Source organism: Burkholderia sp. NFPP32 (genome assembly GCF_900119325.1).
GTDB classification, from domain to species: domain Bacteria; phylum Pseudomonadota; class Gammaproteobacteria; order Burkholderiales; family Burkholderiaceae; genus Burkholderia; species Burkholderia pyrrocinia_C.
On the sequence record NZ_FPJP01000006.1, the window covers coordinates 61,294 to 87,980 of the forward strand.

30 protein-coding genes and 1 pseudogene are annotated in these 26,687 nt (G+C 67.7%); 12 read left to right on the forward strand and 19 right to left on the reverse strand.

Features of this window, described 5'->3' with window-relative positions:
- Window positions 1–6: 6 nt before the first annotated feature.
- From soxC to BT264_RS14150, 3 genes are all read left to right on the forward strand, one after another.
- Complete coding sequence (soxC, locus tag BT264_RS14140; protein WP_072437998.1) at window positions 7–1,272, forward strand: sulfite dehydrogenase; 1,266 nt, start codon at window positions 7–9, stop codon at window positions 1,270–1,272.
- Window positions 1,265–1,789, forward strand: a complete 525-nt coding sequence (locus BT264_RS14145; protein WP_072437933.1) for a c-type cytochrome — start codon at window positions 1,265–1,267, stop codon at window positions 1,787–1,789. The genes soxC and BT264_RS14145 overlap by 8 nt, the downstream gene beginning before the upstream one ends.
- A 115-nt stretch (window positions 1,790–1,904) precedes the next feature.
- The gene (locus BT264_RS14150; protein WP_072437932.1) at window positions 1,905–3,092 is read left to right on the forward strand and encodes an LLM class flavin-dependent oxidoreductase; all 1,188 of its coding nucleotides are present in this window, start codon (window positions 1,905–1,907) and stop codon (window positions 3,090–3,092) included.
- A 54-nt stretch (window positions 3,093–3,146) separates the two neighbouring features.
- Here BT264_RS14150 and BT264_RS14155 read toward each other — a convergent pair.
- The 6 genes and pseudogenes from BT264_RS14155 to BT264_RS14180 all read right to left on the reverse strand — a co-directional run.
- Window positions 3,147–3,368: pseudogene (locus BT264_RS14155) on the reverse strand (nitrilotriacetate monooxygenase); the annotation flags it as partial.
- A 7-nt stretch (window positions 3,369–3,375) separates the two neighbouring features.
- Complete coding sequence (locus BT264_RS14160) at window positions 3,376–4,593, reverse strand: acyl-CoA dehydrogenase family protein (RefSeq protein WP_072437931.1); 1,218 nt, start codon at window positions 4,591–4,593, stop codon at window positions 3,376–3,378.
- Between the two features lie 172 nt (window positions 4,594–4,765).
- Window positions 4,766–5,644 (reverse strand): ABC transporter permease, encoded by an 879-nt coding sequence (locus BT264_RS14165; RefSeq protein ID WP_072437930.1) that lies wholly within the window; start codon window positions 5,642–5,644, stop codon window positions 4,766–4,768.
- On the reverse strand, window positions 5,641–6,618 hold the full coding sequence (locus BT264_RS14170) for an ABC transporter ATP-binding protein (protein ID WP_072437929.1): 978 nt from the start codon (window positions 6,616–6,618) through the stop codon (window positions 5,641–5,643). Before BT264_RS14170 ends, BT264_RS14165 begins: the two co-directional genes overlap by 4 nt.
- A 67-nt stretch (window positions 6,619–6,685) precedes the next feature.
- Window positions 6,686–7,717, reverse strand: a complete 1,032-nt coding sequence (locus tag BT264_RS14175) for an ABC transporter substrate-binding protein (protein ID WP_072437928.1) — start codon at window positions 7,715–7,717, stop codon at window positions 6,686–6,688.
- Between the two features lie 46 nt (window positions 7,718–7,763).
- Window positions 7,764–8,693: a TauD/TfdA dioxygenase family protein gene (locus BT264_RS14180; protein WP_072437927.1), complete on the reverse strand. Its 930-nt coding sequence runs from the start codon at window positions 8,691–8,693 to the stop codon at window positions 7,764–7,766.
- A 593-nt stretch (window positions 8,694–9,286) separates the two neighbouring features.
- Here BT264_RS14180 and BT264_RS14185 point away from each other — a divergent pair.
- Entirely contained in the window at window positions 9,287–9,571 is a 285-nt protein-coding gene (locus BT264_RS14185; protein ID WP_072437926.1) for a helix-turn-helix domain-containing protein, read from the forward strand.
- Window positions 9,561–10,865 (forward strand): HipA domain-containing protein, encoded by a 1,305-nt coding sequence (locus BT264_RS14190; RefSeq protein ID WP_072437925.1) that lies wholly within the window; start codon window positions 9,561–9,563, stop codon window positions 10,863–10,865. Before BT264_RS14185 ends, BT264_RS14190 begins: the two co-directional genes overlap by 11 nt.
- A gap of 89 nt (window positions 10,866–10,954) precedes the next feature.
- On the opposite strand, the gene BT264_RS14195 is transcribed toward BT264_RS14190, so the two are convergent.
- Window positions 10,955–11,920, reverse strand: a complete 966-nt coding sequence (locus BT264_RS14195) for an SDR family NAD(P)-dependent oxidoreductase (RefSeq protein WP_072437924.1) — start codon at window positions 11,918–11,920, stop codon at window positions 10,955–10,957.
- A 139-nt stretch (window positions 11,921–12,059) separates the two neighbouring features.
- Between BT264_RS14195 and BT264_RS14200 the strand changes: the two genes are divergently transcribed.
- Window positions 12,060–12,980, forward strand: a complete 921-nt coding sequence (locus tag BT264_RS14200; RefSeq protein ID WP_072437923.1) for an AraC family transcriptional regulator — start codon at window positions 12,060–12,062, stop codon at window positions 12,978–12,980.
- 206 nt (window positions 12,981–13,186) lie between these two features.
- Here the strand turns inward: BT264_RS14200 and BT264_RS14205 are convergent, their stop codons facing one another.
- From BT264_RS14205 to hyfB, 8 genes are all read right to left on the reverse strand, one after another.
- Window positions 13,187–13,399 carry a twin transmembrane helix small protein gene (locus BT264_RS14205; protein ID WP_006489184.1) on the reverse strand — a complete coding sequence of 71 codons (213 nt, stop codon included), beginning with the start codon at window positions 13,397–13,399 and terminating at the stop codon, window positions 13,187–13,189.
- Window positions 13,396–13,746, reverse strand: a complete 351-nt coding sequence (locus tag BT264_RS14210) for a hypothetical protein (protein ID WP_072437922.1) — start codon at window positions 13,744–13,746, stop codon at window positions 13,396–13,398. Before BT264_RS14210 ends, BT264_RS14205 begins: the two co-directional genes overlap by 4 nt.
- Window positions 13,747–13,926: 180 nt before the next feature.
- Window positions 13,927–14,442: an NADH-quinone oxidoreductase subunit B family protein gene (locus tag BT264_RS14215; protein ID WP_072437921.1), complete on the reverse strand. Its 516-nt coding sequence runs from the start codon at window positions 14,440–14,442 to the stop codon at window positions 13,927–13,929.
- Window positions 14,442–16,004, reverse strand: coding sequence for a hydrogenase large subunit (locus BT264_RS14220; protein WP_072437920.1), 1,563 nt, complete (start codon window positions 16,002–16,004; stop codon window positions 14,442–14,444). The genes BT264_RS14215 and BT264_RS14220 overlap by 1 nt, the downstream gene beginning before the upstream one ends.
- Before the next feature lie 3 nt (window positions 16,005–16,007).
- Window positions 16,008–17,471: a hydrogenase 4 subunit F gene (locus BT264_RS14225; RefSeq protein WP_072437919.1), complete on the reverse strand. Its 1,464-nt coding sequence runs from the start codon at window positions 17,469–17,471 to the stop codon at window positions 16,008–16,010.
- Entirely contained in the window at window positions 17,464–18,123 is a 660-nt protein-coding gene (locus BT264_RS14230) for a formate hydrogenlyase (protein ID WP_072437918.1), read from the reverse strand. Before BT264_RS14230 ends, BT264_RS14225 begins: the two co-directional genes overlap by 8 nt.
- Complete coding sequence (locus BT264_RS14235) at window positions 18,124–19,074, reverse strand: respiratory chain complex I subunit 1 family protein (protein ID WP_072437917.1); 951 nt, start codon at window positions 19,072–19,074, stop codon at window positions 18,124–18,126.
- Window positions 19,068–21,071 carry a hydrogenase 4 subunit B gene (hyfB, locus tag BT264_RS14240; protein ID WP_072437916.1) on the reverse strand — a complete coding sequence of 668 codons (2,004 nt, stop codon included), beginning with the start codon at window positions 21,069–21,071 and terminating at the stop codon, window positions 19,068–19,070. Before hyfB ends, BT264_RS14235 begins: the two co-directional genes overlap by 7 nt.
- A 241-nt stretch (window positions 21,072–21,312) precedes the next feature.
- Between hyfB and BT264_RS14245 the strand changes: the two genes are divergently transcribed.
- Window positions 21,313–22,080: a YoaK family protein gene (locus BT264_RS14245; protein WP_072437915.1), complete on the forward strand. Its 768-nt coding sequence runs from the start codon at window positions 21,313–21,315 to the stop codon at window positions 22,078–22,080.
- Between the two features lie 157 nt (window positions 22,081–22,237).
- Complete coding sequence (locus BT264_RS14250) at window positions 22,238–22,423, forward strand: ribbon-helix-helix protein, CopG family (RefSeq protein ID WP_034184418.1); 186 nt, start codon at window positions 22,238–22,240, stop codon at window positions 22,421–22,423.
- A 7-nt stretch (window positions 22,424–22,430) separates the two neighbouring features.
- Here the strand turns inward: BT264_RS14250 and BT264_RS14255 are convergent, their stop codons facing one another.
- Both BT264_RS14255 and BT264_RS14260 read right to left on the reverse strand, forming a co-directional pair.
- Window positions 22,431–23,267, reverse strand: a complete 837-nt coding sequence (locus tag BT264_RS14255; protein ID WP_072437914.1) for a fused MFS/spermidine synthase — start codon at window positions 23,265–23,267, stop codon at window positions 22,431–22,433.
- A gap of 97 nt (window positions 23,268–23,364) precedes the next feature.
- On the reverse strand, window positions 23,365–23,709 hold the full coding sequence (locus BT264_RS14260) for a zinc ribbon domain-containing protein YjdM (protein ID WP_034184663.1): 345 nt from the start codon (window positions 23,707–23,709) through the stop codon (window positions 23,365–23,367).
- Window positions 23,710–23,748: 39 nt separating this feature from the next.
- On the opposite strand from BT264_RS14260, the gene BT264_RS14265 reads away from it, so the two are divergent.
- The 4 genes from BT264_RS14265 (at window position 23,749) to BT264_RS14280 (ending at window position 25,640) form a co-directional block, all read left to right on the forward strand.
- Window positions 23,749–24,348: a hypothetical protein gene (locus BT264_RS14265; RefSeq protein WP_256260628.1), complete on the forward strand. Its 600-nt coding sequence runs from the start codon at window positions 23,749–23,751 to the stop codon at window positions 24,346–24,348.
- Window positions 24,349–24,354: 6 nt separating this feature from the next.
- Window positions 24,355–24,618 (forward strand): HPr family phosphocarrier protein, encoded by a 264-nt coding sequence (locus BT264_RS14270; RefSeq protein WP_072437912.1) that lies wholly within the window; start codon window positions 24,355–24,357, stop codon window positions 24,616–24,618.
- 153 nt (window positions 24,619–24,771) lie between these two features.
- A complete protein-coding gene (locus BT264_RS14275) occupies window positions 24,772–24,993 on the forward strand; it encodes a hypothetical protein (protein WP_072437911.1) in 222 nt (73 codons plus the stop codon).
- 92 nt (window positions 24,994–25,085) lie between these two features.
- A complete protein-coding gene (locus BT264_RS14280) occupies window positions 25,086–25,640 on the forward strand; it encodes a GNAT family N-acetyltransferase (RefSeq protein WP_256260629.1) in 555 nt (184 codons plus the stop codon).
- A gap of 67 nt (window positions 25,641–25,707) precedes the next feature.
- On the opposite strand, the gene BT264_RS14285 is transcribed toward BT264_RS14280, so the two are convergent.
- Window positions 25,708–25,929, reverse strand: a complete 222-nt coding sequence (locus BT264_RS14285) for a hypothetical protein (protein ID WP_072437909.1) — start codon at window positions 25,927–25,929, stop codon at window positions 25,708–25,710.
- A gap of 82 nt (window positions 25,930–26,011) precedes the next feature.
- The gene (locus tag BT264_RS14290; protein ID WP_072437908.1) at window positions 26,012–26,359 is read right to left on the reverse strand and encodes a hypothetical protein; all 348 of its coding nucleotides are present in this window, start codon (window positions 26,357–26,359) and stop codon (window positions 26,012–26,014) included.
- Window positions 26,360–26,687 lie beyond the last annotated feature (328 nt).

Here is a 26,687-nt window from a genome sequence, read left to right on the forward strand (position 1 = left end):
TCGACCATGACCGATTCCCGTGTTCCTTCCCGCCCGCCGCGCCCCGGCCGGCGCGCGGCGCTGCACCAGCTCGCCGGCGGATGGGCCGCCGCGCTGCTGCCTGCCGGCGGCGCGCTCGCAAGCCAGCCGCTCTCCCCGCTGGACGTGCCGCCGTGGACCCGTTCGCCGGGCGCGCCGCTGCTGTCGCCGCCGTACGGCGTGCCGGGCCCGCACGAACGCGACGTGATCCGCCGCAGCGCCCGCACGCCTGTGCTGCCCGGCTCCGGCTCGTCGATGACGCCGCTCGCCGACCTGTTCGGCGACCTCACGCCGAACGGCCTCGTGTACGAGCGTCATCACGCCGGGGTGCCCGAGATCGATGCGCAGCGCCATCGCGTCGTCGTGCACGGCCTCGTGCGCGAGCCGCGCGTGTTCACGCTCGACGACCTGCTGCGCTTCCCGTCCGAATCGCGGATCCACTTCCTCGAATGCTCGGGCAACACCGGCAGCGAATGGAACGGCCCGAGCGGGCTGCCCGTCCAGTTCACGCACGGGCTGCTGTCGTGTTGCGAATGGACGGGCGTCCGGCTGTCGACGCTGCTCGACGAAACCGGCATCGACCCGTCCGCGCGCTGGCTGCTCGCCGAAGGCGCCGACGGCGCGGCGATGACACGCAGCCTGCCGCTCGACCGGATCCTCGAGCGCGCGCTCGTCGTCTATGCGCAGAACGGCGAGCGGCTGCGCCCCGAGAACGGCTACCCGGTGCGGCTGATCGTGCCGGGCTTCGAAGGCAACACGAACATCAAGTGGCTGCGGCGGCTGAAGCTGGTTCGCGCGCCGGAGATGACGCGCGAGGAAACGTCGAAATATACGAACCTGCTGCCCGGCGGCTGCGCGCGCCAGTTCGTGTTCGAGATGGACGCGAAGTCGGTGATCACGCGGCCGTCGGCCGGCCATCGGCTCGCTGCGCACGGCTATCACCCGATCGGCGGCTATGCGTGGTCGGGCCGCGGCCGGATTCGCGCGGTCGACGTATCGACCGACGGCGGCCGCACGTGGCGACCCGCGCGGCTCGCCGGCGACGTGCGCGATCGCGCATTGACGCGCTTCGAGGCCGACTGGGTCTGGAACGGCGAGCCGGCCGACCTGCAAAGCCGCGCGACCGACGACACGGGCTACGTGCAGCCGACCCGCGACGCGCTCGTCGCCGCGCGCGGGCTCAATTCGCAGTATCACTACAACGGCATCCAGAACTGGCGCGTCGGCACGGACGGCGAGGTGCGCAATGCGTAAGCCGCTCGCCTGCCTGCTCGCTGCGTCCGTGGTCGTGTCGAACGCATTCGGCACAGGCTTCGGCCTCGGGCAGCCGGTCGACCGCGCGGCGCTCGCCGCGTGGGACATCGACGTCGCGCCCGACGGCAGCGGCCTGCCGCCCGGCGCGGGCACGGTTGCGCGCGGCGGCCATGTGTTCGCGGACAAGTGCGCGATGTGCCACGGCGCCGGCGGCGAAGGCGGCGTCGGCGATCCGCTCGTCGGCGGCCTCGGCTCGCTCGCGGGTGCAAAACCGAAAAAGACCGTCGGCAGCTACTGGCCGTATGCGACCACGCTGTTCGACTACATCCGCCGTGCGATGCCGTACAACGCGCCGCAATCGCTGAGCGCGGACGACGTCTACGCGGTCACCGCATACGTGCTGCACCTGAACGGCATCGTGCCCGATGACGCGCGGCTCGATGCGCGCACGCTGCCGCGCGTGAAGATGCCGAACCGCGACGGCTTCGTGCCCGATCCGAGGCCGGGCCGGTTATGACGCGGCGCGATCCGCTCTCCGTGCAATCCGCAATCGCTCCTGCGCGAACCGCCGCAGCGCGTGCGTATCGTCTTCGTGCGGCTTCAGCGCGCACACACCCCGCAAGGAACCCGTCATGAGCGAAACCACCCTCGCCGCGCCCGTCGCACCGTCGCCGTTCGTCGACGTCCGCTCGCCGGCGGACTTCCCCGACAGCCCCGTGTCGCGCGCGCTCGCGCAGCCGCTGATGCTCGGGCTGTTCCTGCCGATCCAGGCCGGCGGATGGAGCGCATCGACGCTGCCGCGCTCGACCGACTGGACCTTCGACTACAACGCCGACCTGGTCGCGCGCGCCGAGGCGCTCGGTTTCGATCTCGTGTTCGCGCTGTCGCAGTGGCTGCCGAAAGGCGGCTACGGCGGCGTGTTCGACGGCCAGGCACTCGACTCGTTCATGACGCTGGCCGCGCTGACCGCGCGCACCGAGCGGATCATCCTCGTCGCGACGAGCCATGTGCTCTACGGGCCGTGGCATCCGCTGCATTTCGCGAAGTTCACCGCGACGCTCGATCACATCTCGCGCGGGCGCTGGGGCATCAACGTCGTGACCGGCCATCGCGCGATCGAGCACGAGATGTTCGGCTGGAACCGGATCGAGCACGACCGGCGCTACGAGATGGCCGCCGAATTCCTCGACGCGGTCCAGCAGTTGTGGGCGCAACCGGACAATTTCAGCTACGCGCCCGCACTGTCGAGCTGGCGCCTGGGCGGCGCATTCGTGACGCCGAAGCCGCGCTACGGCCGCCCGCTGCTGATCAACGCGACCGGCTCCGACGCCGGCATCGATTTCGCGGCGCGCTATTCGGACATCGTGTTCGTCACGAGCCCGGCCGGCCCCGACGTCGCCCTCGCGCTCGACGCGCTGCCTGCGCATACCGCACGCGTGAAGGCGGCCGCCGCGGCACGCGGCCGGACGATCCGCACGCTGCTCAATCCGCTCGTGATCTGCCGCGAGACGGCGGCCGAAGCGCGCGCGTACCGCGACGCGATCGTCGCGCACGCGGACGAAGGCAGCTTCCACCGCTTCGACAGCGACGCGCATGCGTGGCGCGGCGGCTTCGAACAGCGCTCGCAGGCAGCGGCACGCGCGATCGGCGGCAATATCTCGATCACGGGCTCGCCCGACGAAGTCGCCGACACCATCGTGCGACTGCACCGCGCGGGCATCGACGGGATCCAGTTGAGCTTCTACGACTTCAAGCCCGATCTCGACTTCTTCGGCGAGCGCGTGCTGCCGCTGCTGCGCGACGCCGGGTTGCGGCGCTGAAGTCAGTCAGGCGCCGGACACCTCGCGCGCCGCTGCAGCGCGACGCACTGGCCGCTACAACCCGAAGTGGTCACGCAGCGTGCGACCCGCATAGTCGCTGCGAAACAACCGGCGGCGGCGCAGTTCGGGCAGCACCAGCGCGATGAAACCGTCGAGCCCGCCGGGTAGCGTCGGTGCCATCACGTTGTAGCCGTCGGCGCCGTAGCACACGAACCGCTCCTCGAGCTGGTCGACGATCTGCCCCGCCGTGCCGACGAGCTGCCAATGGCCGCGCGCGGCAGGATCAGAACACGCGCCCTTCGGTCAGGTGCGTCGTCACGCCGTTCAGTTCGTAGTCGCCGATCACGCGCGCCTTGTGCAGCAACGGGTTGTGGCTGAAGATCGTGCGCAGGTTGCGCCAGTGCCGATCGAGGTTGTGTTCGCGCGCCGTCGCCGACGCGCCGCCGACTTCGAACAGCCGCTCGGCCGCATGCAACGCGAGCTTGCTGACGATCAACTGCGTGCGCGCGGTCGCGAGCGCGCTGTCGAGCACGAGCACATGCGCATCGGCGTCGCCGGCCTCGATCGCGTCGGCGGAGCGGTCGAGCGCCCGCGCGTTTTCGCGCACGAGCCCATCGATCGCGTGACTGTGCGCGGACAGTTCACCGACGATCTGCTGGATGAAATGATCGTCGCGCGCGGTCGGCGCCGGGCTGTGCAGCGCCGGGCGGCCGTGCGCGAGCACGTAGCGGCGCGCATCGGCGACCACGTTGCGCACGATGCCCGCACCCGTCGCGACGAGATGAAGCTGCCGCAGCGCGCCGCAATGGCGGCCGACGAGCGACGCACCGTCGCGCGCGGCCACTTCGTCCGCGAACACCTGCACGTCGTCGAGCAGCAGGCTGCCGCTCGCGGTCATGCGCTGCCCCATCCCGTCCCAGTCGTCGAGCACCTGCACGCCGTCGCGCGCGACCGGAATGATCACGGCAAGCGCATCACCCTGCTCGTTCTCCACGTTGATGCGCGCGAAATCGGCAAACGCGGTGCCCGTCGAATAGTATTTGCGCCCCGTCACGCGATGATGAGCGCCGTCCCGGCGCAGTACGGTCGTGTTCTCGCCGGGCCGCGACGTGCCGCGCTCGGTCGACGCACCGCCGAAGATCGCGCCGGCCAGCGCGCGTTCGAGCTGCACGTCGTTGAACGGCGTGCGCGGCGACAGCCGCAGCGTCTCGGTCATGTCGTAGTGGATGCGCAGCGCGTGTGCGAGATTCGAATCGGCCGCGGCCAGCGTCGCGATCGTGTCGAACAGATCGACCAGCGTGCCGCCGAGGCCGCCGCGCGCCACAGGAATCCGCAGCACGCCCAACGCCGAGCGCCGGAAGATCGCGAAGCCTTCGAACGGCAGCTCGCGACGCGCCTCGCGTTGCGCGGCATCCTGCCCGATCGCGTTCGCGAGATCGGGCAGTGCGGCAAGCGCGTCGTGCAACGCGTCGCGCGGGTCGACGGCATCACGGGCAGTCATTCGGCGGTTCCTTATGCGAGAAGATCGGGAGCGTCGCTGCGTCGCGTGGTCGAGGCATTCGCGACACGGCGCACGCGCGGCATCGCAAAGTATAGGGACGCACCCGACGCGCGCGAAAAACCGATTTCAGCTTTTGTTATGCGCGCGCCGGGAATGGCGGCGCACCATCGCGTCAGTGCTGGATGCCCCAGCGCCGCACGGTCGCGCGTTCGAGCGTGTCGAACACGAGGTTCTCGACGAGCAGGCCGATCACGATGACGGCCGCGAGACCCGCGAACACGCGGTCGGTATACAGCTCGTTGCGGTTCTGGAAGATGTACCAGCCGAGCCCGCCCTGCCCCGCGCTCGCACCGAACACGAGCTCGGCCGCGATCAGCGTGCGCCACGCGAACGCCCAGCCGACGCGCAGGCCCGACAGGATCGACGGCAGCGCGGCCGGCACGAGGATCAGCGCGATCTGGCGCAGGCCCGTGAGGCCGTAGTTGCGCCCGGCCATCCTCAGCGTGGCCGGCACGCCGGCGAAACCCGTGTACATGCTGAGCGCGAGCGGCCACAGCACCGCGTGCACGAGCACGAACAGCAGGCTGCCGGTGCCGAGCCCGAACCACAGCAGCGCGATCGGCAGCAACGCGATCGACGGCAGCGGATTGAACATCGACGTGAGCATCGTCAGCAGGTCGCGGCCGATGCGCGTCGATACCGCGAGCGACGTCAGCGCAAACGCGAAGAACACGCCCAGCGCGTAGCCGCGCAGCAGCACCGACATCGAGATGCCCGTCTTCACGAGCAGTTCGCCCGACTCGATGCCCTGCACGAACGCGGCCAGCGTCGCGCCGAAGGTCGGCACGAGCAGATCGTTCGCGACGATGCGCGCGACGATCTCCCATGCGGCGATCAGCACGAGCGCGATGACGCTGCGGCGAAACCAGCCCGCGCCGGCGATGCGGCGCAACAGCGGGGCCGGCGCCGCGCGTTCGGCGTCGGGCAGCGTGTCGAGCGTGCGTTCGTATTCGGCGCGAACGGGCGGCAGGACCGGATCGATCGTGCTCATGATGCGGCATCCTCCGTCGTCGGCGCGTTCGTTGCATCGGTATCGAACAGCAGGCGATGGATCCGCGCGACGTTGTCGCGGAAGTCGCCGGTGTCGACGCTGTCGAGCGAATGCTCGTGACTGTTGAGTTCCGCGCGCACGCGGCCCGGATGCGGCGACAGCAGCAGGATCCGGTTGCCGACGACGAGCGCTTCCTCGATCGAATGCGTGACGAACAGCAGCGTGAAGCGAAACTCGTCCCATAGCCGCAACAGTTCCTGCTGCATCTTGCGACGCGTGAGCGCGTCGAGCGCGGCGAACGGTTCGTCCATCAGCAGCACGCGCGGCTGCATCGCCAGTGCGCGCGCGATCGCGACGCGCTGCTTCATGCCGCCCGACAGCGTGTGCGGATACGCTTCGGCGAATGCGCCCAGCCCGACCTTGTCGAGATAGTGCAGCGCACGTTCGCGTGCTTCGGCACGCGACAGCTTCGCGGCGGCGCGCAACGGAAACGCGACGTTCTCGACGACCGTCTTCCAAGGCGGCAACTGGTCGAACTCCTGAAACACCACGATGCGGTCGGGCCCCGGCCCGCGCACGGGCCGGCCGTCGAGCGCGATCGAACCCGACACGGGCTCGATGAAGCCGGCAATCGCCTTCAGCAGCGTCGACTTCCCGCAACCCGACGGGCCGAGCAGCACGAAGCGGTCGCTGCCGTACACGTCGAAGCTCACCTGGTGCGTCGCGCGAACGATCCGCGCGCCGCTCCGGTATGCGAGATTCACGCGGTCGATGGCGAGCAGGCGTTCGCTGTGCGCGCCGGCCTGCGCGGGCCGGATCGCCGCGCGCGCGTCGGGCGCGGCCTGGGCGGCGGGCGACGCGCCGCCGCGCGCCGCATACGGCGGCAGCCAGGTTCGGGGAGAGGTGGCGTTCACGATCGAATCTCTTGCGGGTAAAGCGTCAACATACGGCCGGGCGTCGCGCGGACCAACCAACGATTGCGCATATCGAAACCGTGCCGACGCATAAGCGTCGATCGCGGCGTCGAAGCGGCGGCACCGCTCAACTGCCGCCGGCGGTTGCCGGATCGTCGAAGAAGTAGTCGCGCCACGACTTCGGCTCGTTGCGGATCGCGCCGGTGCGATGCATGAACTGCGCGAGCGGCAGCGTGTTCTGCGGCGCGGTCTTGAACTGCACCTGCGGATTGCGCAGGATCTTCAACAGCAGCGCACGATCGATCTTCGATGCGTTCACGCGGATATAGGTATCGGCCGCGCGCTCGGGGTCGGCCGCGATCTGCCGCGCGGCGTCGGCCAGCGCGGCGACGAACGCGCGGTAGGTCTTCGGGTTGTCGTCGCGGAATTTCTCGGTGGCGTACAGCACGGTCGCCGAGCTCGGGCCGCCGAGCACGTCATAGGAGTTCAGCACGATATGCGCGTTCGGGTTGCCGGCAAGCTCCTGCTCCTGGAACGGAGGATTGCCGAAGTGACCGGTGATCACGCTGCTGTTCGCGAGGATCGCGGCCGTCGCGTCGGGGTGCGGAATCGCCTGCGTGAGCGCGTCGAGCTTGTCGAACTGCTTGTCGCCCCACTGCTTCGCGGCCGCGTACTGCAGCACGCGCGACTGCACCGACACGCCGACCGCCGGCACCGCGATGCGGTCCTTCGCGCCGAGGTCGGCGATCGTCTTCACGTTCGGATTGCTGCTGACGAGGTAATACGGGAAATTGCCGAGCGACGCGACGCCCTTCACGTTCTGCCGGCCGCGCGTGCGGTCCCACACGGTCAGCAGCGGCCCGACGCCCGCTCCCGCGATATCGACCGCGCCGGACAGCAGCGCGTCGTTCACGGCCGCGCCGCCCGACAGCCGCACCCAGTCGACCTTGATGTCGATGCCGGCCTTGCGCCCTTCCTTTTCGATCAGTTGCTGGTCGCGCGCGACGTTCAGCATCAGGTAGACGACGCCGAACTGCTCGGCGATGCGGATGCGGCCTTCCGCGTGCGCCGCATGCGGTGCGAGCGTGCCCGCAAACGCGAGCGCGGCGGTGAGCGTGGCCGCCAGCGCGCGGCGCGCCGGCAAAAACGAAAACGACATCGGAACTCCGGTCGGAATGGGGCGGAAGAATGACGCGGCACGCGGCTCAGAAAGGCGCGTCGCCTTCGATCGTCGTGCGGTACAGCTTGCGGCGCAGATGGTCGGGCGTGCCGGCGGCGAGATGCATCAGCGAACGGTTGTCCCAGAACACGAGATCGTGCTCGCGCCACCGGTGCCGGTACAGGTGTTCGGCGCGCACGCTGTGCTCGAACAGTTCGTCGAGCAGCGCGCGGCTTTCGTCGTCGGGCAGGCCCACGATGCGCGTCGTGAAATGCTCGCTGACGAACAGCGCGTTGCGGCCCGTTTCGGGATGCGTGCGCACGACCGGATGGACGACCGCATCGACCTGCGCGATCTGCTCGGGCGACAGGTTCGGCCGCCACGGGCTGCGCGCCTGCAGTTCCGCATAGCGCGCGAGATACGTATGCTCGGCGCGCCGCCCTTCGATCGCGCGGCGCAGATGGGCCGGCAGCGTGTCCCACGCGAGATGCATGTTCGCGAACAGCGTGTCGCCGCCCTCCGCCGGCAATTCCTGCGCGTGCAGCAGCGAACCGAGGCTCGGCTTCTCCTTGTACGACAGGTCGGAATGCCAGAAATGGCCCGCGTCGCCGAGCCCGATCGGCTTGCCGTTCTCGACGATGTTCGACACGATCAGCACCTCCGGGTGGCCGGCAAGCGCGAACTGGTGCAGCACATGGATCTGCAGCGGGCCGAAGCGGCGGCTGAATGCGATGTGCTCGTCCGGCGTGATGCGCTGGTCGCGAAACACCAGCACGTGATGGTCGAGATGCGCGCGATGGATACGCGCGAAACCGTCGGCGTCCAGCGGCCGCGACAGGTCGAGGCCGACCACTTCGGCGCCGAGCGGCGCGTCGAACGGAACGATGTCGAAGCGCTGCGCCGCACCGCCTGGCCGCGATGCGGGCGGATGCCCGGCGGAAAGCGTTGCGGCGTCGCGGATGGCGGTAGTCGTCACGGCACGGCCCCTGATTCGGTCAAAACGCGAATCTACGAGTGCGTGCCGGGATGCGTCAACGAAGCGATTCGGATACGTTTATCTGCCGCGGTCATAAAGATCGCTGCTCGGGCATACGTGCGGCAACGGGCGGTTGCGCCGCGCGCGAAACCGTCCGATCGGAACCTTCAGTCATGTCGATCGGGTGACGGGTCACGGAATGGACTGACGTGCCGCGGCCATTCCAACGATGTCGACGCGCGTTGCCGACCGCTGCACGGCGGCATTGACGCGCGCCGTACGATCGTCGGACTGGCGTGCACGCTCATGTCGGTCCGGACGAACACAACGTCGCGTCAGCGTCGATGCACGCCGTCCCGTGCCCGGGTTGCACGCGCGGCAGGCCGGCCCCGTCGTGCGCGCCAATCACGTATCCGCCCGGATACGGAAGTGCCGCCGCCCGCGATTCCGTGCCATCCGGTTCCCGATCGGGAACGAAACAATTATCCAGTCACCTGCTGAGCGCTTTCGTTTCCGAACGAATACGAATCAATGCCCGAACCCGCAAATTGTGCAATACTGTTCCCGCTCAGATACGAAGCACGGAGAACGTCATGCCGGAGACTCGGTCCGTCAACACGATCGGCGCCCTCGCCAACCTCATTCGCGCCGTGCGGCTCCAGCAGGGGTTCACGCGCGACGAACTCGCGAACGCCACGGGGCTTTCGCCGAAATTCATCAGCCAGGTGGAAGCCGGGAAGCCGACCGCCCAGATCGGCAAGGTGCTGCTGCTGCTCGGCGAGCTCGGCGTAAGTCTGCTCGCGCAATCGTCGATCGAGATTTCGGCGGAAAACGCGCTCAAGGCCGCTCGACGCCGCAGGAGCAGCCATGGCGGCTAGAACGTTGATCGCGTCCGCGAACGGGCTGCGCATGGGCAGGCTGACCGACGACAAAGGCATCTGGTCGTTCGCGTACGACGCGCAGTGGCTCGCCTCGCCGCACGCGTACCCGCTGTCGCCCGCGTTCGCGCTGCGCGCCGGTACCTTCACCGACAGCTCGACCGATCGCCCGGTCCAGTGGTTCTTCGACAACCTGCTGCCCGAAGAAGGCATGCGGACGTCGCTCGCGCGCGAGGCGCAGGTCGATGCCGCCGACGCATGGGGCCTGCTCGCCTACTTCGGGCGCGAATCGGCCGGCGCGCTCACGCTGCTGGCCGAAGGCGAGCACGAAGCGGCCGGCAGCATGCAGCCGCTTGGGCTCGACGAACTCGAGCGCCGCATCCAGGCGATGCCCGAGCACGCGCTGACGGCCACCGCGCCCAAGCGCATGTCGGCGGCCGGCGCGCAGCAGAAGCTGCTGCTGATCCTGCGCGGCGACGCGCCGGACTATGCGCTGTTCGAACCGGTCGGCAGCGAGCCGTCGATGCATCTGCTGAAGCCGGACATGCGCGCCGCCGGCTATCCGCATTCGGCGATCAACGAGTTCTTCTGCATGAAGCTCGCGAAGCGGATGGGCCTCGACGTTCCGGACGTGCATTTTCTTCGCGCGCCGTCCGCGTGCTACGTGATCGACCGCTTCGACCGCGATACCGCGTCGGAGCCGGCCAGTCGCCTGCACACGATCGATGCGATGCAGTTGCTGAACTACGATCGCGGCTTCAAGTACCAGCGCGCGAACGCGGAGGAACTCGGCCGCGCGATCGGGCAGACCAGCACGCGCGCACGCGCGCGCCTGTCGGTGTTCCGCTGGACGATCTTCAACGTGGTGATCGGCAATGGCGACGCGCACCTGAAAAACCTGTCGTTCTTCGTCGACGCGCGCGGCTACCGGCTTGCGCCGTTCTACGACATCGTCAGCACGGTCGTCTATCACACGCCCACGCACCGGCCCGACCATCGCGGCGATCACTGGCCGCACTGCGAACTGACGATGCCGCTCGGCACGGCGACGCGGTTCTCCGATATCGACATGGGCGCGCTGATCGCGTTCGGCAATGCGCTCGGGCTCAAGGAGAAGGCGGCCGAAAGCGAGCTCCGGCGCTTTCTCGAACCGCTCGATCGCAGCGTCGCGCAGACGCTCGACGAAGTGCGCGAGATCGCCCGCCCCGATGCCGGGGAAATCCGCCTGCTGAACTCGATTGCGTCGATGCCGATCGCTGAGATGAGCCGCGCGCTTCTTCAGGCGCGCGGATAAGCGGCTTTCTGCTCTCGCGCATCGGCCGCACGACCGAAGGTGTCGCTCAGCGTCCGGTTTCAACGCGTTGATCCGCGTGAACACTTGCGTCAGCGGCGCACCGCAAAGGCATCGACGCCCGTCAATTCCGCCGACCATGTCCACAGACGTGCCGCCTCCTCGGGATCGATCGCATGTGGCCGCACGCCCGCTTCCTCGTTTCCCCGCGTGACCACCGCGACGTCGCAATCCTCGCAGTAGACGCCGCCGATACCGGCGAGGCGCGGCGACGTTGCTGCCCATACCTGCGTCGCCGCACCCTGCGCAGGTGTCTTGAAAGTCGGATCGATGGGTGCCCCGTGCTCGTCCACCCAGCCTTGCGCCATCATCTCTTCGCGTGTCAGATGTCGCTGCAGCGGCGTCGCGATCTTGCCCGGATGCAGCGAATAGGCGCGGACGCCGAACCGGGCGCCGAGCACATCGAGTTGCACCGCAAACAGCGCGTTTGCGGTCTTCGACTGTCCGTACGCAAGCCATTTGTCGTAGCCGTGCGCGAACTGAATGTCATCCCAGCGAATCGGCGACAGCCGATGCCCGAGCGACGACACCGCGACCACGCGGGCGCCGTGGCCGTGCGCGAGCGCAGGCCACAGCCGGTTGACGAGTGCGTAATGACCGAGATGATTGACGGCCATCTGCGCTTCCCGGCCATTGCCGACCCGCGTCTCGGGACACGCCATGATGCCCGCGCTGTTGATCACGATATGCACGTCGCGCCGCGCATCGACGAACCGCGCGGCGAATGCGGCCACGCTCGCGAGATCGGCGAGGTCGAGTGCCGCAATCTCCACGCCGGGCAAGCCGCGCGTCGCTTCGCGCGCGGCAGCGGGGTTGCGTGCGCCAACGACGACGTTCGCGCCGGCCTGCGCCAGCGCGCGCGTCGTTTCCAGGCCGAGGCCCGAATGGCCGCCCGTGACGATCGCGGTTTTGCCGCTGAGGTCGAGATCGGCCAGCACGTCGCTTGCCGTCGACGCGGCGCCGAATCCGGAATGAAGGGGTTGCTGCCTGCTCGTCATTGAAGGCTCCAGGAACGATGCGTGAAGCACGCGACCGCCCGTCGGTCACGTCGCTGCACGAAGTCATTCTCCGATCACGCACCCGGACTGTGAATGCAATAGAATCCGGTTTTTCGTCGAGATCGTCCGGAGATAACGCGTGGATCCACTATCCGAGGTGCTGTCGCTGCTGGAAACGCGCGATTCGTATTTCATCGGCTTGCGAGCCGGCGGCGATTGGGCGGTCGCCATTCCGCCGCCCGACGGAATCAAGTTCAACGCGGTCGTCGAAGGGAGCTGCTGGCTGAGCGTCGACGGCGCGGGGCCACCCATCCGGCTGCGCACGGGGGACTGTTTCCTGCTGGCGGCGCCGCGGGCATTTTCGCTGGCGAGCGATCCGTCGGTCGCGCCGGTGCCGGCCGCCGACGTGTACCGGCATGTCGATCGCGGTATCGCACACTATGGCGAGCCGGCGGATTGCTTCCTGATCGGCGGCCGCTTCTCGTACGAAGAGAGCATGCCGTTGCTGCTCGGCAGCCTGCCGCCCGTGGTCGTCGTGAGCGGCGACTCCGAGCAGGCGGCCGTGCTGCGCTGGGCGCTGCAGCAACTCGCGCATGAATTCGTCGCGTCGCCGCCGGGCGGGTCGTTGATGGTTCGGCATCTCGGACACATGATGCTGGTGCAGATCCTGCGGCGCTACGTGGACGACGGCGCGAACGGCGATGTCGGATGGCTCGCCGGGTTCGCGGATTCGAGGGTGAGCGCGGCGCTTGCCGCCATTCATGCGGCCCCCGCGCGACGCTGGACCGTCGACGAACTCGCGACCTGCTGCCACATATCGCGTTCGACGTTCGCGCTGCATTTCAAGCGGCGGCTGGGATTCGGGCCGCTCGAATACGTGCTGCGCTGGCGGATACAGCTCGCGATGCGGGAGCTGAGACGCTCCAGCGCATCGATATCGGCAATCGCGCAGACGCTCGGCTACGACTCGGATAGCGCGTTCGGCCATGCGTTCAAGCGCATCGTGGGCTGCTCGCCACGCGCGTATCGCCATGACATGACCAACGAGTCGGGCAGCTAGCGCCGTTGCGCCGGTCGTTACCGCTTCTGTTGAAACCCGAAACCCGCTTCAGCCGCGCAAGCGTTGCTGCAATTCCGTCAATCGCCTTCATTCGCATCAATCGCATCGGGATAAGTATTCTTATCACAACACCTCGATTACTGAATCAAACTTGCATTTGAGAAAACGCCCCGCATGCAGCGGGGCATGCCCCGCTCAACGCCCGCTCAACGCCCTATCGGCAATCCGGTCGGTTCGATCCAGCCGAGCTTGTACGCGATCAGCAGCGACAGAAACAGCGTGACCGACAGCCCGACGCGTGCCGCGAGCGACCACGCCATTCGCTTGGACTTGCCGCGATCGTGATTCATGAAATACAGCGCGAAAATCAGGCTCGCGATGATCATCGCGAATGCCACGGAGACCAGCAGGGTTTTCATGGGTGTTGCCTTTGAAGATCCGAATCGGCCTGAATCAGTTCGGCCAGTTTTTGTCGTTCGTCCGCGATGCCGCCGACGCCTGATGCCGGCCAGTCCAGCGCGACGCCGTTGCCCAGCGAATCGCGCACGAGTGCCTGGTAGCGCCGGTCGTTGATCCGGCCGTGGTCCATCGCTTCCGAGATCTCGTGCCGGAACGGCAGCGGGAAACTTGCATACGCACGCGACAGCGCCGCATATTGTCTCGCATCGATCTCTTTCGACGATGGTATGACGGTCCAGATCACCACGGCCACGATGGCCGTGAAAGGGATCGCCGTGTAGCGAAGAATGAATTTGACAGGTGTCATGAAGCAGGAGTCGAAGTCATGGCGAACGAGCCGGATATCCGGCTCGCCAGCCGATAAAAGCGGGGATGAAAACAGGATTCTGCCGCGTTCCCGGCGCCCGTCGCGTCGCACGCCCTGCCGCGGCACGATGATCGTAGGATCCCCGAACGAACGCGCTGAAAATCGCCACGGTCCGCCTCATCAAGCGCCGCGCGCCCGGCAGGCCGTCAGGATCCCGCGCAGCAAGTCGCGAGGCGGCGGCGGGCAGCCGGGAATCGTCACGTCGACCGGCAGGATCGACGCAACCGGGCCGCACACCGCATAACTGTCGGCAAAGATGCCGCCCGTGCACGCGCACTCGCCGGCCGCGACGACGAGCTTCGGCGCCGGCGTCGCGTCGTATGCGGCGAGCACGGCTGCCCGCATGTTCAGCGTCACGGGCCCGGTCACGAGCAGCAGGTCCGCATGGCGGGGACTCGCGACGAACTTGATGCCGAGCCCCTCGATGTTGTAGTAGGCGTTGTTCAGCGCATGGATCTCCAGCTCGCAGCCGTTGCAGGATCCCGCGTCGATCTGCCGGATGCAGAGCGCTCGCCCGAGCAGATCGAGAATGTCCTGCCGGATGCGCCCCTCCTCGCGACGCCACGCGTCCTCCGCTGCCGGCACGGGCTCGTCGGGAAAATCGGTGCGCGCAAATTGCCGGATAAGCTGCCACATCAGAGGTCGTGCCCCGCGTAATTCAGGTTGAACGATTTGTTGATCAACGGAAAATCGGCAACGATATTGCCGATGATCGCATGTTCGAGCGCCGGCCAGTTCTGCCACGACGGATCGTGGCAATGGCACCGCGCGATCGCATCGTCCGCTTCCGTCTCGAGCGCGACGAATATATCGCCGCGCCATCCCTCGACCCAGCCGATCCCGCGGGCAGGCGCCGCGGCGGGCGCCACCTCGACGGCGACCGGGCCCGCCGGCAGATTCGCCAGCAGCACGCGCATCACGCGCACCGATTCGTCGATCTCGGCGAACCGCACGGCCACGCGTGCGGCGACGTCGCCGCGCGGATCGCTCGCCGCGTTGACGGCGACCTCGTCGTACGGCGCGGACCGCATCGCCGCGCGCACGTCGAACGCGTGAGCGCTGGCACGGGCGGCCAGGCCGCGCACGCCGAAGTGCGCAGCGACCTCGGCGGTCAATCTGCCGGTGCCCACGAACCGGTCCTGCAGCCCCGACTGGTCTTCGTAGATTGTCCGCATGACGCGCACGTCATGTTCGATGCGTTCGCACGCGTCCGACAGGCTCGCGACGCTGTCGTGCCCGACGTCGACCGCCACGCCGCCGGGCACGATCCGGTCCATCAGGTATCGATGTCCGAACGCGCGATCGTTCATCCGGACCCAGTCCTCCTTGAGCCGGGAAAACTGCGCGAGACCGAACCCGAACCCGGCATCGTTGCCGAGCGCGCCGAGATCGCCCAGGTGATTCGCCACGCGTTCGCGTTCGAGCAGGAGCGCGCGCAGATACAGCGCGCGCTTAGGCACTGCGGTGCGGCACGCGTGCTCGAGCGCCATGCAGTAGGCCCACGAGAACGCGACGGTCGAATCGCCGGCGATCCGGCCCGCGACCCGATGGCCGTTCGACGCGGCCGTCCGCTCGAACAGTCGCTCGACGCCGCGATGCGCGTAGCCGAGGCGTTCCTCGAGGCGCAGCACCTTCTCTCCGACGACCGAAAACCGGAAATGTCCCGGCTCGATGATGCCGGCGTGGATCGGCCCGACCGCGATCTCGTGCACGCCGTCGCCGGCCACCGGCACGAACCGGTAGTTCGCCTCGTTCGATTCGAACGCCTCGACACCGGTCGCCGATCGTTGCAGTGGAAAATAGTCGTCGGGCCAATTGCCGTGATTGAGCCACGGCCGCGCGTCCTGCGCGCCGCGCGCGCTCAGGCCGGTCAGGTCGAAGATCGCCCGCTGCATCCGGGCGGCGGACGGAAACAGCGGCGCCAGGTCGGGGAAATCCCCGCCGGCGTCGGGCTGCCGCCCGGTCGCGAGACGCACCCACAGGATGCCGTCGTCGCATTCGTACGCGGCATTCACCGCGAAACCCGCGTCGCGCGCTTCGCCGCCCCACATCGCGACGAGCCGGCTCCGCTCCGACCGTGCGACGCGCGCCGTCTCGAGCCACCCCGCCGGGTCGACTTCCATCAGCGCCGCGCGCACCTGGCCCGCCCGGCATTCGAGCGGGACCGCGGCCTCCCTGGGTATCGATTCGAGTCGCATGCGTCACCCCGCCAGCATCGTCGCGGCCTGGCGATACCAGGTCGCCAGATAAGGCGGCACGTACAGGCCGAGCATCAGGCCGAGCGCCAGATGGACGAACACCGGCAACAGCGCCGGCCGGTGTCCGAGCGGTTTCGCCGTCGTCGTGCCGCCGAATACCATCCGCTGCACGCGCGCGAAGATCGCCGCGAAGGCGACGGCGAGCCCGAGCAGCAGCAGCGGCGCGGTCCACGGCAGCGTGTTCATCGCGGTCGTCAGGATCAGGAATTCGCTCGCGAACACGCCGAACGGCGGCAGGCCGAGAATCGCGAGCGTGCCGAGCATCATCCCCCAGCCGACGGTCGGGCTGACCTGCAGCAGCCCGCGAATGCCGTCGATCGCCTGCGTGCCGGCCTTCTGCGCCGCATGGCCGACCGCGAAGAAGATCGCCGACTTGACGAGCGAGTGCACCGTCATGTGCAGCAATCCGGCGAAGGTCGCGACCGGGCCGCCGAGGCCGAAGGCGAACGTCACCAGCCCCATGTGCTCGATCGACGAATACGAGAACAGCCGCTTCACGTCCTTCTGCCGGAACAGCGAGAACGACGCGACCAGCACCGACACGAGCCCGAACCCGACCAGCAGCCGCCCCGGCAGTCCGTTGCCGAGCGCGCCGTCGGCCAGCACCTTGCAGCGCAGTACCGCATACAGCGCGACGTTCAGCAGCAGGCCGGACAGCACCGCCGAAATCGGCGTCGGGCCTTCGGCATGCGCGTCCGGCAGCCAGCTGTGCATCGGCACGAGGCCGATCTTCGTGCCGTAGCCGACGAGCAGGAACACGAAGGCGATCGACACGATGGTCGGGTCGAGGTGCGCCTTGACCGCGACGAGGCTCGTCCACAGCAGCGCATCCCCGCCGGCCAGCTGCCGGCTTGCGGCGAGGTACAGCAGGATCGTGCCGAACAGCGCCTGCGCGATGCCGACGCCGCACAGGATGAAATACTTCCACGCGGCCTCGAGGCTCGCGGCCGTCCGGTAGACGCTGACGAGCAGCACGGTCGCCAGCGTCGCCGCCTCCATCGCGACCCACAGCACGCCGAGGTTGTCGGTCAGCAGCGCGAGCAGCATCGCGAACATGAAGAGCTGATACATCGCGTGATAGAGCCGCATCCGCGCGGCCGTCATCCGGCCGCGATCCTCCTCGACCTGCATGTACGGACGCGAGAACAACGACGTCGTCCAGCCGACGAACGCGGTCAGCGCGACCAGGTAGACGTTGAGCGGATCGACGAAGAACGCGCCGTCGAACACGCTCGACGGGCCGTTTTCGACGGTGTGCGCGGCGAGCGCGAGCGTCGCCGCGAACGTCGCGAAACTGAAGCCGGCGTTCAGGTTGCGCGCGACGCGGCTGGACCGCACGCACGCGAGCGTCGCGGCGGCCGCGAGCGGCAGGCCGAGCACGGCGAGCACGACATGGGCCTCATTCATCTTTGAGCGTCTCGAGGTGATGGATGTCCAGGCTGTCGAACTGCTCGCGGATCTGGAACATGAACACGCCCAGGATCAGGATGCCGACCAGCACGTCGAGCCCGATGCCGAGCTCGACGATCATCGGCATCCCGTTGGTCGCGGCCGTCGCCGCGAAAAACAGCCCGTTCTCCATCGACAGGAAGCCGATCACCTGCGGAATCGCCTTGGCGCGCGTGATCATCGCCATGAACGACAGCAGCACGCAGGCGAGCGCGATACCGAGCGCGCCGCGCGCGACCGAGGTCGCGAGCTGGCTGATCGGCGATGCGACGTTGAACGCGACGATCACCAGCACGATGCCGATCAGCTGCGTGGTCGGGATATTGATGAGCGGTTCGACGTCGGCGCGCACGTCGAGCCGGCGCACGAGCCGATACAGGAGCCACGGGATCACGCCGACCTTCAGCACGAGCGTCAGCCCGGCGGACACGAACAGGTGCGCGTCGCCCGTCAGCACGCCGAGAATCAGGTTGGCCGACACGAGCGCGACGCCCTGCAGCGTATAGAGATGGATCAGCGACAGCGTGCGTCGCTGGCTCAGCATCGCGAACGACAGGATCAGCAGCAGCGCCGCCAGGAAGTTGATCAGTTGCGTCGCGTAGCCGTGCATTCACGCCCCCAGCAGGATGTGCACGAGCATGCCGATCACCGCGAGCAGGAACGCGGTGGCGAGAAACTCGGGCACCCTGAACAGCCGCATCTTCGCATTGACGGTCTCGACCGCGGCGAGCGCCGCGCCGCCCGCCATCAGCTTGACGAACAGCACCGGCACCGCCAGCAGCAGCGCGAGCGGATTACCCGCCTCGGCAATGCCCCACGGGACGAACAGCGCGAGGCCGATGCACGAATAGGCGAACAGCTTGAGGCTCGCCGCCCATTCCATCAGCGCGAGATGACGCCCCGAGTATTCGAGCAGCAGTGCCTCGTGGATCATCGTCAGTTCGAGGTGGGTAGTCGGATTGTCGACGGGCAGCCGTGCGTTTTCGGCGAGCGACACCAGCGTGAACGCGATGCCGGCAAACGCCAGGCTCGGATAGAGCGTGAGCTCGCCGCGCCCGAGCGTGCCGACGATGCTCGTCAGCAGCGTCGACTGCGTGATCAGCGACGCGGACAGCAGAACCATCAGCAACGCCGGCTCCGCGAGGAAGCCGATCAGCATCTCGCGCCGCGCACCGAGCGTGCCGAATGCCGTGCCGATGTCCATCGCGGCGAGCGACAGCGCGACGCGCGCGAGCGCGAACAGGCCGACGAGCGCGATCGCGTCCGCGGCGGGCGACAGCGGCAGCTCCGTCGACAGCGTCGGCACGATCGCGCACGCGAGCGTCATCGCGGCCCAGACGACGTAGGGCGCGCCGCGGAACACCGCGCTCGCGCCATGCGCGACGACCGATTCCTTGTTGAAAAGCTTGTGGAGCATCCGGTACGGCTGCCAGACCGACGGCGCGCGCCGGTTCTGCAGCCACGCGCGGCACTGGTTGATCCAGCCGGACAGCAGCGGCGCGGCGGCGAGCGCCACCACGATCTCGAGGATCTGCGATGCCACGCCGGAGACGGTCACCATCTTCTCACCAGCATCAGGAGCAGGATCAGCACCGCGAAGCTGTAGGTCAGGTAGACGGCGATCCGGCCTGTCTGCAGCCGGCCCGCCCATTCGGCCGCGCGCAGCGTGATCGCCGCGATGCGCTCGTAGAGCAGCCAGGTGCGATCGGCGACCGACACCCGGTACGCGGGCTGCGCGTCGAACGGCGACGGCACCTGCCGCTCGATGCGCAGCAGCGGCGCGAAGATCTCGCGGATCGGCTGCCCGAACCCCTCGGCCGTGTCCTGCATCCGCGTGGTCGGAAACGGGAAACCGCAACCCCACGGCGCGGCGCGGCGCAGCCGGCCGTGGTAGAAGCGCCGCACCAGCAGCCACGCAAGCCCGCAGCACGCGACGAAAAACAGCATGAACACGGCCGGCATGTAGCTTGCGCGCGCGGTCGACACCGGCACGAGCAGCAGCCAGCCGTGATTGTCCGCGCCGACGCCGGCGCCGACGAGCCCGCGCGTGACCGGATCCAGCAGCTTGACGAACTGCGCGGGCATCAGCCCGAGCAGCACGCTGAGCGCCGCGAACCAGCAGAACGCGAGCCGCTCCCACGCATTCGCGTCGCGGGCGCGGCTCAGTTTGGCTTCCCTCGGCTGCCCGAGAAACACGATGCCGAAGAACTTGACCATCGTGTAGCCGGCGAGCGCGGCCGACATCGCCACCAGCGCGGCCGCGATCGGCACCGTCATCGCCAGCACCGAATCCGGCAGGCCCGGCGTAAACAGAAACGCCTGCAGCAACAGCCACTCCGCGACGAAACCGCTCATCGGCGGCAGGCCCGCGCTCGCCGCGACGCCAGCGAGCACGGCCCAGGCCGTCCACGGCATGAAACGGATCAACCCGCCGAGCTTGCCGAGATTGCGCTCGCCGGTGGCGTGCAGCACGGCGCCCGTCCCCAGGAACAGCAGGCTCTTGTATGCCGCATGCGCGACGACCTGATAGAGCATCGCGGTCAGCGCGAGCGCCGCCAGGGTCGTCATGCCGAACGCGCGAAACAGCACCGCGAGCCCGAGCGACACGAACATCAGGCCGATGTTGTCGATCGACGAATAGGCGAGCAGGCGCTTCATGTCGACCTGGATCGTGCTGAAGACCACGCCGAGCAGCGCGGTGCCGCCGCCGAGCACGAGCAGCAGCACGCCCCACCACGCGATCTGCACGTGCAGCAGGTCGAACACGGTGCGCAGCAGCCCGTAGAGCCCCACCTTCAGCACGAACCCGCTCAGGAGCGCCGACACGGGGGACGGTGCGGCCGGATGCGCATCGGGCAGCCACACATGCAGCGGAAATACGCCCGCCTTCGCGCCGAAGCCGACGAGCGCGAGCAGGAACGCGAGCGACGCCCAGGTTGCATCGAGCGACTGGGTGCGCATGTTCGCGAACGTGTAATCGCCGGTGCGCGCCTGCAGGATGCCGAAGCACAGCAGCAGCGCGAGCGCGCCGACATGCGAAATCAGGAAATACAGGTAGCCCGCACGGCGGATTTCGCCGATCCGGTGGTTGGTCATCACGAGGAAGGTCGCGGACAGCGTCAGCGTTTCCCACGCGACCATGAACGCATACGCGTCGTCCGCGACGAGCACGAGCGCGATGCTCGCGACGCACACGTGATATTCGCAGCAGATGAGCCCGGGCGCGGCGCCCTCGCCCTTGCGGAAGTAGCCGGCGGAAAACGCGCCGATCCCGGCACTGACGAGGCCGAGCACGAACAGGAAATAGCCGGACAGGCGGTCGAGCCGCAGATGGAACGGCAGGTCGGGCAGCCCGATCGGCAGCACCGCGACGGACGGCTCGGCAAACACGCCCGCGAGCCCCGCGGCCGCCAGCAGCAGCCCGCCCAGCGCACCGAGCGGAAACAGCCCGTGCGCGACGACCCGCGTGCGATGCAGCGCCCCGAGCCCCAGCGCGCCGATCGCGAGCCAGGCAGCCACGACCAGCAGCACGAAATGGACGACCGGCACGGGTGCCATCCGGATTGTCTCCAGTACGCTCGGGTTGAACGGGGGCATGGAACGGCGACGGCAGGCGCGCCGGCTCCACTTGCATTATTGCATCGAAAGCCAAAGCTGGCTAACAGGATATGATAATGGCATTATCATACAAGCCACATGATTCGAGGAAGCCGGCGCCTTCGCGGGCCGCCCGTTCGGCCCGAAGGGCGCCGTCCGGCCATGTCCGCGCCCGCGATCCCGGCGATTGAGCGAAGCCCCTATGCCAGCGCAGTACTTTCGAAGCCTGACGGGTAAACACCGCAGCGCAACCGCGAACCGCCAGCTCGGCTTTTCGCTCGCGTTCGTCGCCGGCGCGACCAACGCGGGCGGCTTCCTTGCGGTCAGGCAATACACGTCGCACATGAGCGGCATCGTCTCGGCGATCGCCGACCAGGCGGCGCTCGGCGACATACCGCTCGCGCTGGCCGGCATCAGTTCGCTGGCGTCGTTTCTCGTCGGCGCCGGCTGCTCGGCGGTGCTCGTCAACTGGGGGCGCCGCCGCGGCCTGCACAGCCAGTACGTGCTGCCGCTGCTGGTCGAGGCCGTGCTGCTCCTGCTGTTCGGGCTGCTCGGCAGCCACCTCGCGCTGTGGGAGGCGTTCTTCGTGCCCGTGACCGTGATCCTGCTGTGCTTCATCATGGGGCTGCAAAACGCGATGATCACGAAGCTGTCGGGCGCGGAGATCCGCACGACGCACATGACCGGCATCGTGACCGACCTCGGCATCGAACTGGGCAAGCTGTTTTACTGGAACCGCTCGGCCATTGACGTGGACATGCATGCGGTTGTCGCCAACCGCGCGAAGCTGAGGATTCACGCCACGATGCTGGCGTCGTTCTTCGTCGGCGGCCTGGCCGGCGCGATCGGCTTCAAGTATGTCGGCTACGTGTCGACGGTACCGCTCGCCGGCATGCTCGTCATGCTCGCGATCGTGCCCGTGGCCGACGACGTGCTGACCTGGTTCTGCCGGCTCGATCGCCGGCCCTGAGCCGGCGCAAAACCCGACCCGTGCGGGCGCATCCCGGCGGGCCGTCCGGATGGATGACCGGACCGCACGGCAACCGGCCGGACAACCCGTTTCGGCCGTGACGCCGAAAGCAGATGTATTATAATTTGATTAACATATCCGCCGACCTGTCCGCGCAATGGAAACGAAAACCGCCCGCCTGACCGTCCTGATCGATCCCGCCAAGAAGGAAGCATTCGAGATGCTCTGCGCGGCGCAGGATCTCACGCCGTCGCAAGTCGTACGTCAGTTGATCCGCGAGTATCTCGAGCATCACGGCGTGACCTACAAGACCAAGAGCCCGCTCGGCAAGCGCATGAAGTAACCGCGGGTCAAGCCCCGATTTCCCAGCGCCCGGGCGCTTGCTCGCGCCAGACCAGCCGCGCCGGATCGATGCCCGCGCCGCTCTTCAGCCGCCGGGCCGTGGAAGCCAGCTTCAGTTCGCCGGCAACGGCGAACTGAAGCGCGCGCTCGAGCAGGATGCGCAACGACGGCAAGCGATCGCCGCCCTTCCATGCGAACGCGATGAAGTTGTTGTCGTCACCGCACGGGACCAGCGCATACGACGCACCGAACACGGCGCGCAGCCGCTCGAGGTACAGCGGCAGCGCCGGATCGTCGTCGGTGAAGTTGATCGCGAGCACACCCGCGTCGTTCAGCCGCTCGCGGCACGTCGCGAAGAAGGCGGCGCTCGTGCACCGGCCCGGCATGCCTTCGGCGACGAACGCGTCGTGCAGGATCACGTCCGTGCGCACGTCCGCCTCCGTCATGTAGTCCGCGCCGTCGGCACACACCACCCTGAAGCGCGCATCGTCCGCAGGAATCCTGAATACGTCGCGCAGCGCGATCACCTCGGGATTGATCTCGACCGCATCGATCGCCGTATCGGGCAGATGCCGGTGGCAGTATTTCGCCAGCGAGCCACCGCCGAGCCCGAGCATGCAGATGCGCACGGGCGCGGGCTGCAGCAACAGGAAGCCCATCATCACGCGCGTATAGCCGAGCGCGAGCGCGGCCGGATTCTTCAGCGACATGAAGCTCTGCGTGGCGAGATGATCGAAGTGCAGCGACACCGCATGGCGCGTCTCCAGCACGAACGGCCGGCCATCGCGCAACGGCGTCGACAGGAATCTGACGAACGCATCGTAGGAGGTTCGATCCTCTGCCATGCTTGTTATGCCCGGGTAGTCAAACAGTCGAAGCCGCCCGAAGCACGGGCGGCCGGCCGCGCGAACGAAGCGCCGCCGCGGCGGCGCACGCGCGCAATCACACCTTCTTCAGGAAACAGGCCTTCAGCATGAAGCCGCCGGCGTCCGTCTTGCAGTCGACTTCGTGATCGCCGCCGACGATCCGGATGCTCTTGACCTTGGTGCCCATCTTCAGCGTGATCGACGAGCCCTTCACGCGCAGGTCCTTGATCAGCACGACCGAATCGCCGTCCGACAGCACGTTGCCGTTCGCGTCCCTGACGACGTCGCCGGCCGCTTCATCGCCGGCTTCGGCACCGGCCGTCGCCGACCATTCGTGACCGCAGTCCGGGCACACGTAGAGCGTGCCGTCCGGGTAGGTGTTTTCCATCGCGCATTGCGGGCAGGCAGGGGCGGCGTTCATTGCAGCATCCATCGGGTAAGGTTCGAGTCGAAAAAACGGGTGCGTGCAGCATTTGCTGCACACGGCATTATAATACAATACACATGTTCTCCATCGCTGTACTATAATCCTCGCTTTCCGCCGTTCATCGGACTTGCAGGCGGTTTCGCTGAGGATGTCGACATGTTCGAGCTGGATGGTGCACTACTGCGGCCCGATCGGCGCCCCGTTACGCTTCGGGAAATCACGGAAAACCGGCCGATCGTCGTCGTGGGCGTCGGGCGCGGCGTCGAACGCGGCTTCCAGTTGATTCATCGCTTCCACGACGTCGGCGCTCAGCTCGCGGCGGCCGAGATCCACCTGGCTTTCGTGTATCCGGCGGAATCGGCCCGGCACGTGACGGACCCGATCTCGGTCGCCTGCGTGCGGTTCCGGCGCCATCCGCACCTGCTGCTCGATGCCGACGACCATTGCTTCGCGCGCGGCGTGCCGCCTCGATCGCTGCGCGCCGTGTTCGTCAACCCGGAAATGGAACGACTCGCCGGCATCGACATCGACTTGCGCGACGCCGCGTGGGAAACCGCGTTTCGCGCGTTTCTCGCGCACTGCGGGCTCGGCGCCGCGCACTGCCCCCGACGACTCAACCAGAGGCTTTCGTAAAAAAACGTGGCAACCGTCGTCTACCTTCAAATCGGCACCGCGTGGAACCGGACCCGCGCGGGCGCGGCCAGGGACGCGGTCGTCGCAGCGGCACGCCGCTTCGAAAGCGACATCGTGCTGATCGTGAACGGGTGCCGCGGCAACGCGAAAAACGACGCCGCGATCGCGGCGCTGGAGTTGCGCGGCGGCACGTCCGCCCAGGTGCTGGCCGCCGGGCCCGATGAGGAAGCGGCGCTTCAGGCGCTGCTGCCGTTGCTGCAGGAGGGCTGACCCGCGTGCCGCCCTCCGCCCCGTCGCGCGTCGACCTGCTGCTGCCGATGCGCTCACGCCGCGAGACACGCGCCCGATGACGGAATGCCCGCCGCCGCATTCCGCAGCCGCGCTGCCGCGATCCACACCGCACACCCATTCCCGGAGGAAGTCATGAGCGACCAACACACGTCAAACGCCCCCAACCTGTCGGCGTCCGCCGTCTGGGCACTCGAACGCCTCGCCGACGTTCGCTACGGCCGGGATGCGCCGGCGCTCGGCTGGTCGATCGCGCGGGAACTCGTCGGTGCGGGCTTCGCCAGCCATCCGCCGCACGGCCGCTCCGGCATTTCGATCACGTCCGCAGGACGGTCCTTCCTGAAAAGCCTGAAGTAGCGGCCGCGCGGGCGGATTCCGCGGTATCGTACCGGCACGTTCCGCGCGGCCGGCCCGCGTGCCTTCCCCCCTTCCTGCCCATGGAATGCCCGATGACGTCGAACGTCCCGCCGCCCGTCGCCTCCCCGCCCGTCCTCGACACGCCGCGCCTCGTCCTCGAGGGCCATCCGCTCGGCGACTTCGACGCGCTCGCCGCGATGTGGGCCGAGCCGGACGTCGTCGCGCACATCTTCAACGGCGAGCCGTCCGCGCCGCGCGACTCGTGGATGCGCCTGCTCGCATATCGCGGACTGTGGCCGCTGCTGGGCTACGGCTACTGGGCGATTCGCGAAAAGGCGTCGGGCCGTTACGTCGGCGATCTCGGCTTCGCCGATTTCCACCGGCTCGTCGAGCCGTCGATTCGCGGTGTGCCGGAAGCCGGCTGGGCGCTGGCGACGTGGGCGCACGGCAACGGCTATGCGACCGAGGCGCTCGCGGCCGCGCTCGCGTGGCTCGATGCGCAGCAGCGGTTCGAACGCAGCGTGTGTCTGATCGCGCCGACCAACGTCGCGTCGATCCGCGTCGCGGAGAAAACCGGTTATGGCGATCCGGTGCGCATCAGGTTCAACGACACCGATTCGTTGCTGTTTTCACGCGCGAGCCGGTAAGCACGACGGCGCACCCGCTATCGCGGGCGTGCCGCATCCGCTTGCGGCCCGTGTGCTTCAGCCGCACTCACTCCGCAACCGGTTCGTAGAAATTCGCAAAGAGCCTGTCGTCCATCGGCCAGCAGTTGCCGCGCTCGTCGAGCAATATCCAGTCGCCAGGCTTCACCGAACGCCAACCCTCCGGCGTGGCGACCGCCCACACGCCTTCACGGTTCTCCACTCGATCATGGTCGCCATCGGCGAACCACCGTGTTGCATCGACATAATTGGTGCGTTTTCGAAATCGCATACCGCCACCGAAACGTTAACCCGTGACAGGCACTTCCAAAGATCTGTCCGCGTATTGAGCATGGGCGCCCGGGTAGTGACGCTCATGCGGGAAAAGAAGGGGACCGGGATGCCATCGCATCCGCCCCGGGCGATAGCGGCTGCGCCGCCAACACCTGCGTCGCCGGCCCGGTTTCGTACAACGCAATCCAGCCCTCGGCGATGAGTGCCTCGAACGTTTCCCGGGCAACGGTGGAGATCCGGACATCGATCTCCTGCATTCTCCCGATCGCCGCGCGAACCTCGTCCGGTTGATCGGGCGCAAGCGCAATCACAAACCTTGAACGTGTTTCCGCGGCCCGGACGGCCTCGCTCCAGTCAGCCCGGGCGACCGCGACTTCGATCGCATTCGTGAGCACATCGAGATTCTGGATGACTTGCAGCGGTTCCATTTCGCACTCCTGTCAATACATCGTACGGTCCGGATGCTTGCCCCTCGAAGGCCCGTGCGACGTCAACACCTCCACATGCGTTCAATGCCGGCTGTGGCGCGCCGAATGCGGGCAACCGCGTGTATCGGTCACCGCCTTCGTCGCTGCAAGCCCTTTGACGACAGAGCGGAAACCGCTGCAAGGCATGCACGTCCGTCAGTTGCGAGGATTGTAGGGAGCCATAGGTCGCTACGTACGTAATATTTTGTGATGATATGTCGAGTAACTTTACCGGGCTTCGGATTGAGGCCCGCGTAGGCGACGTTCGCGCAAGCGGTATTCCGCAAAC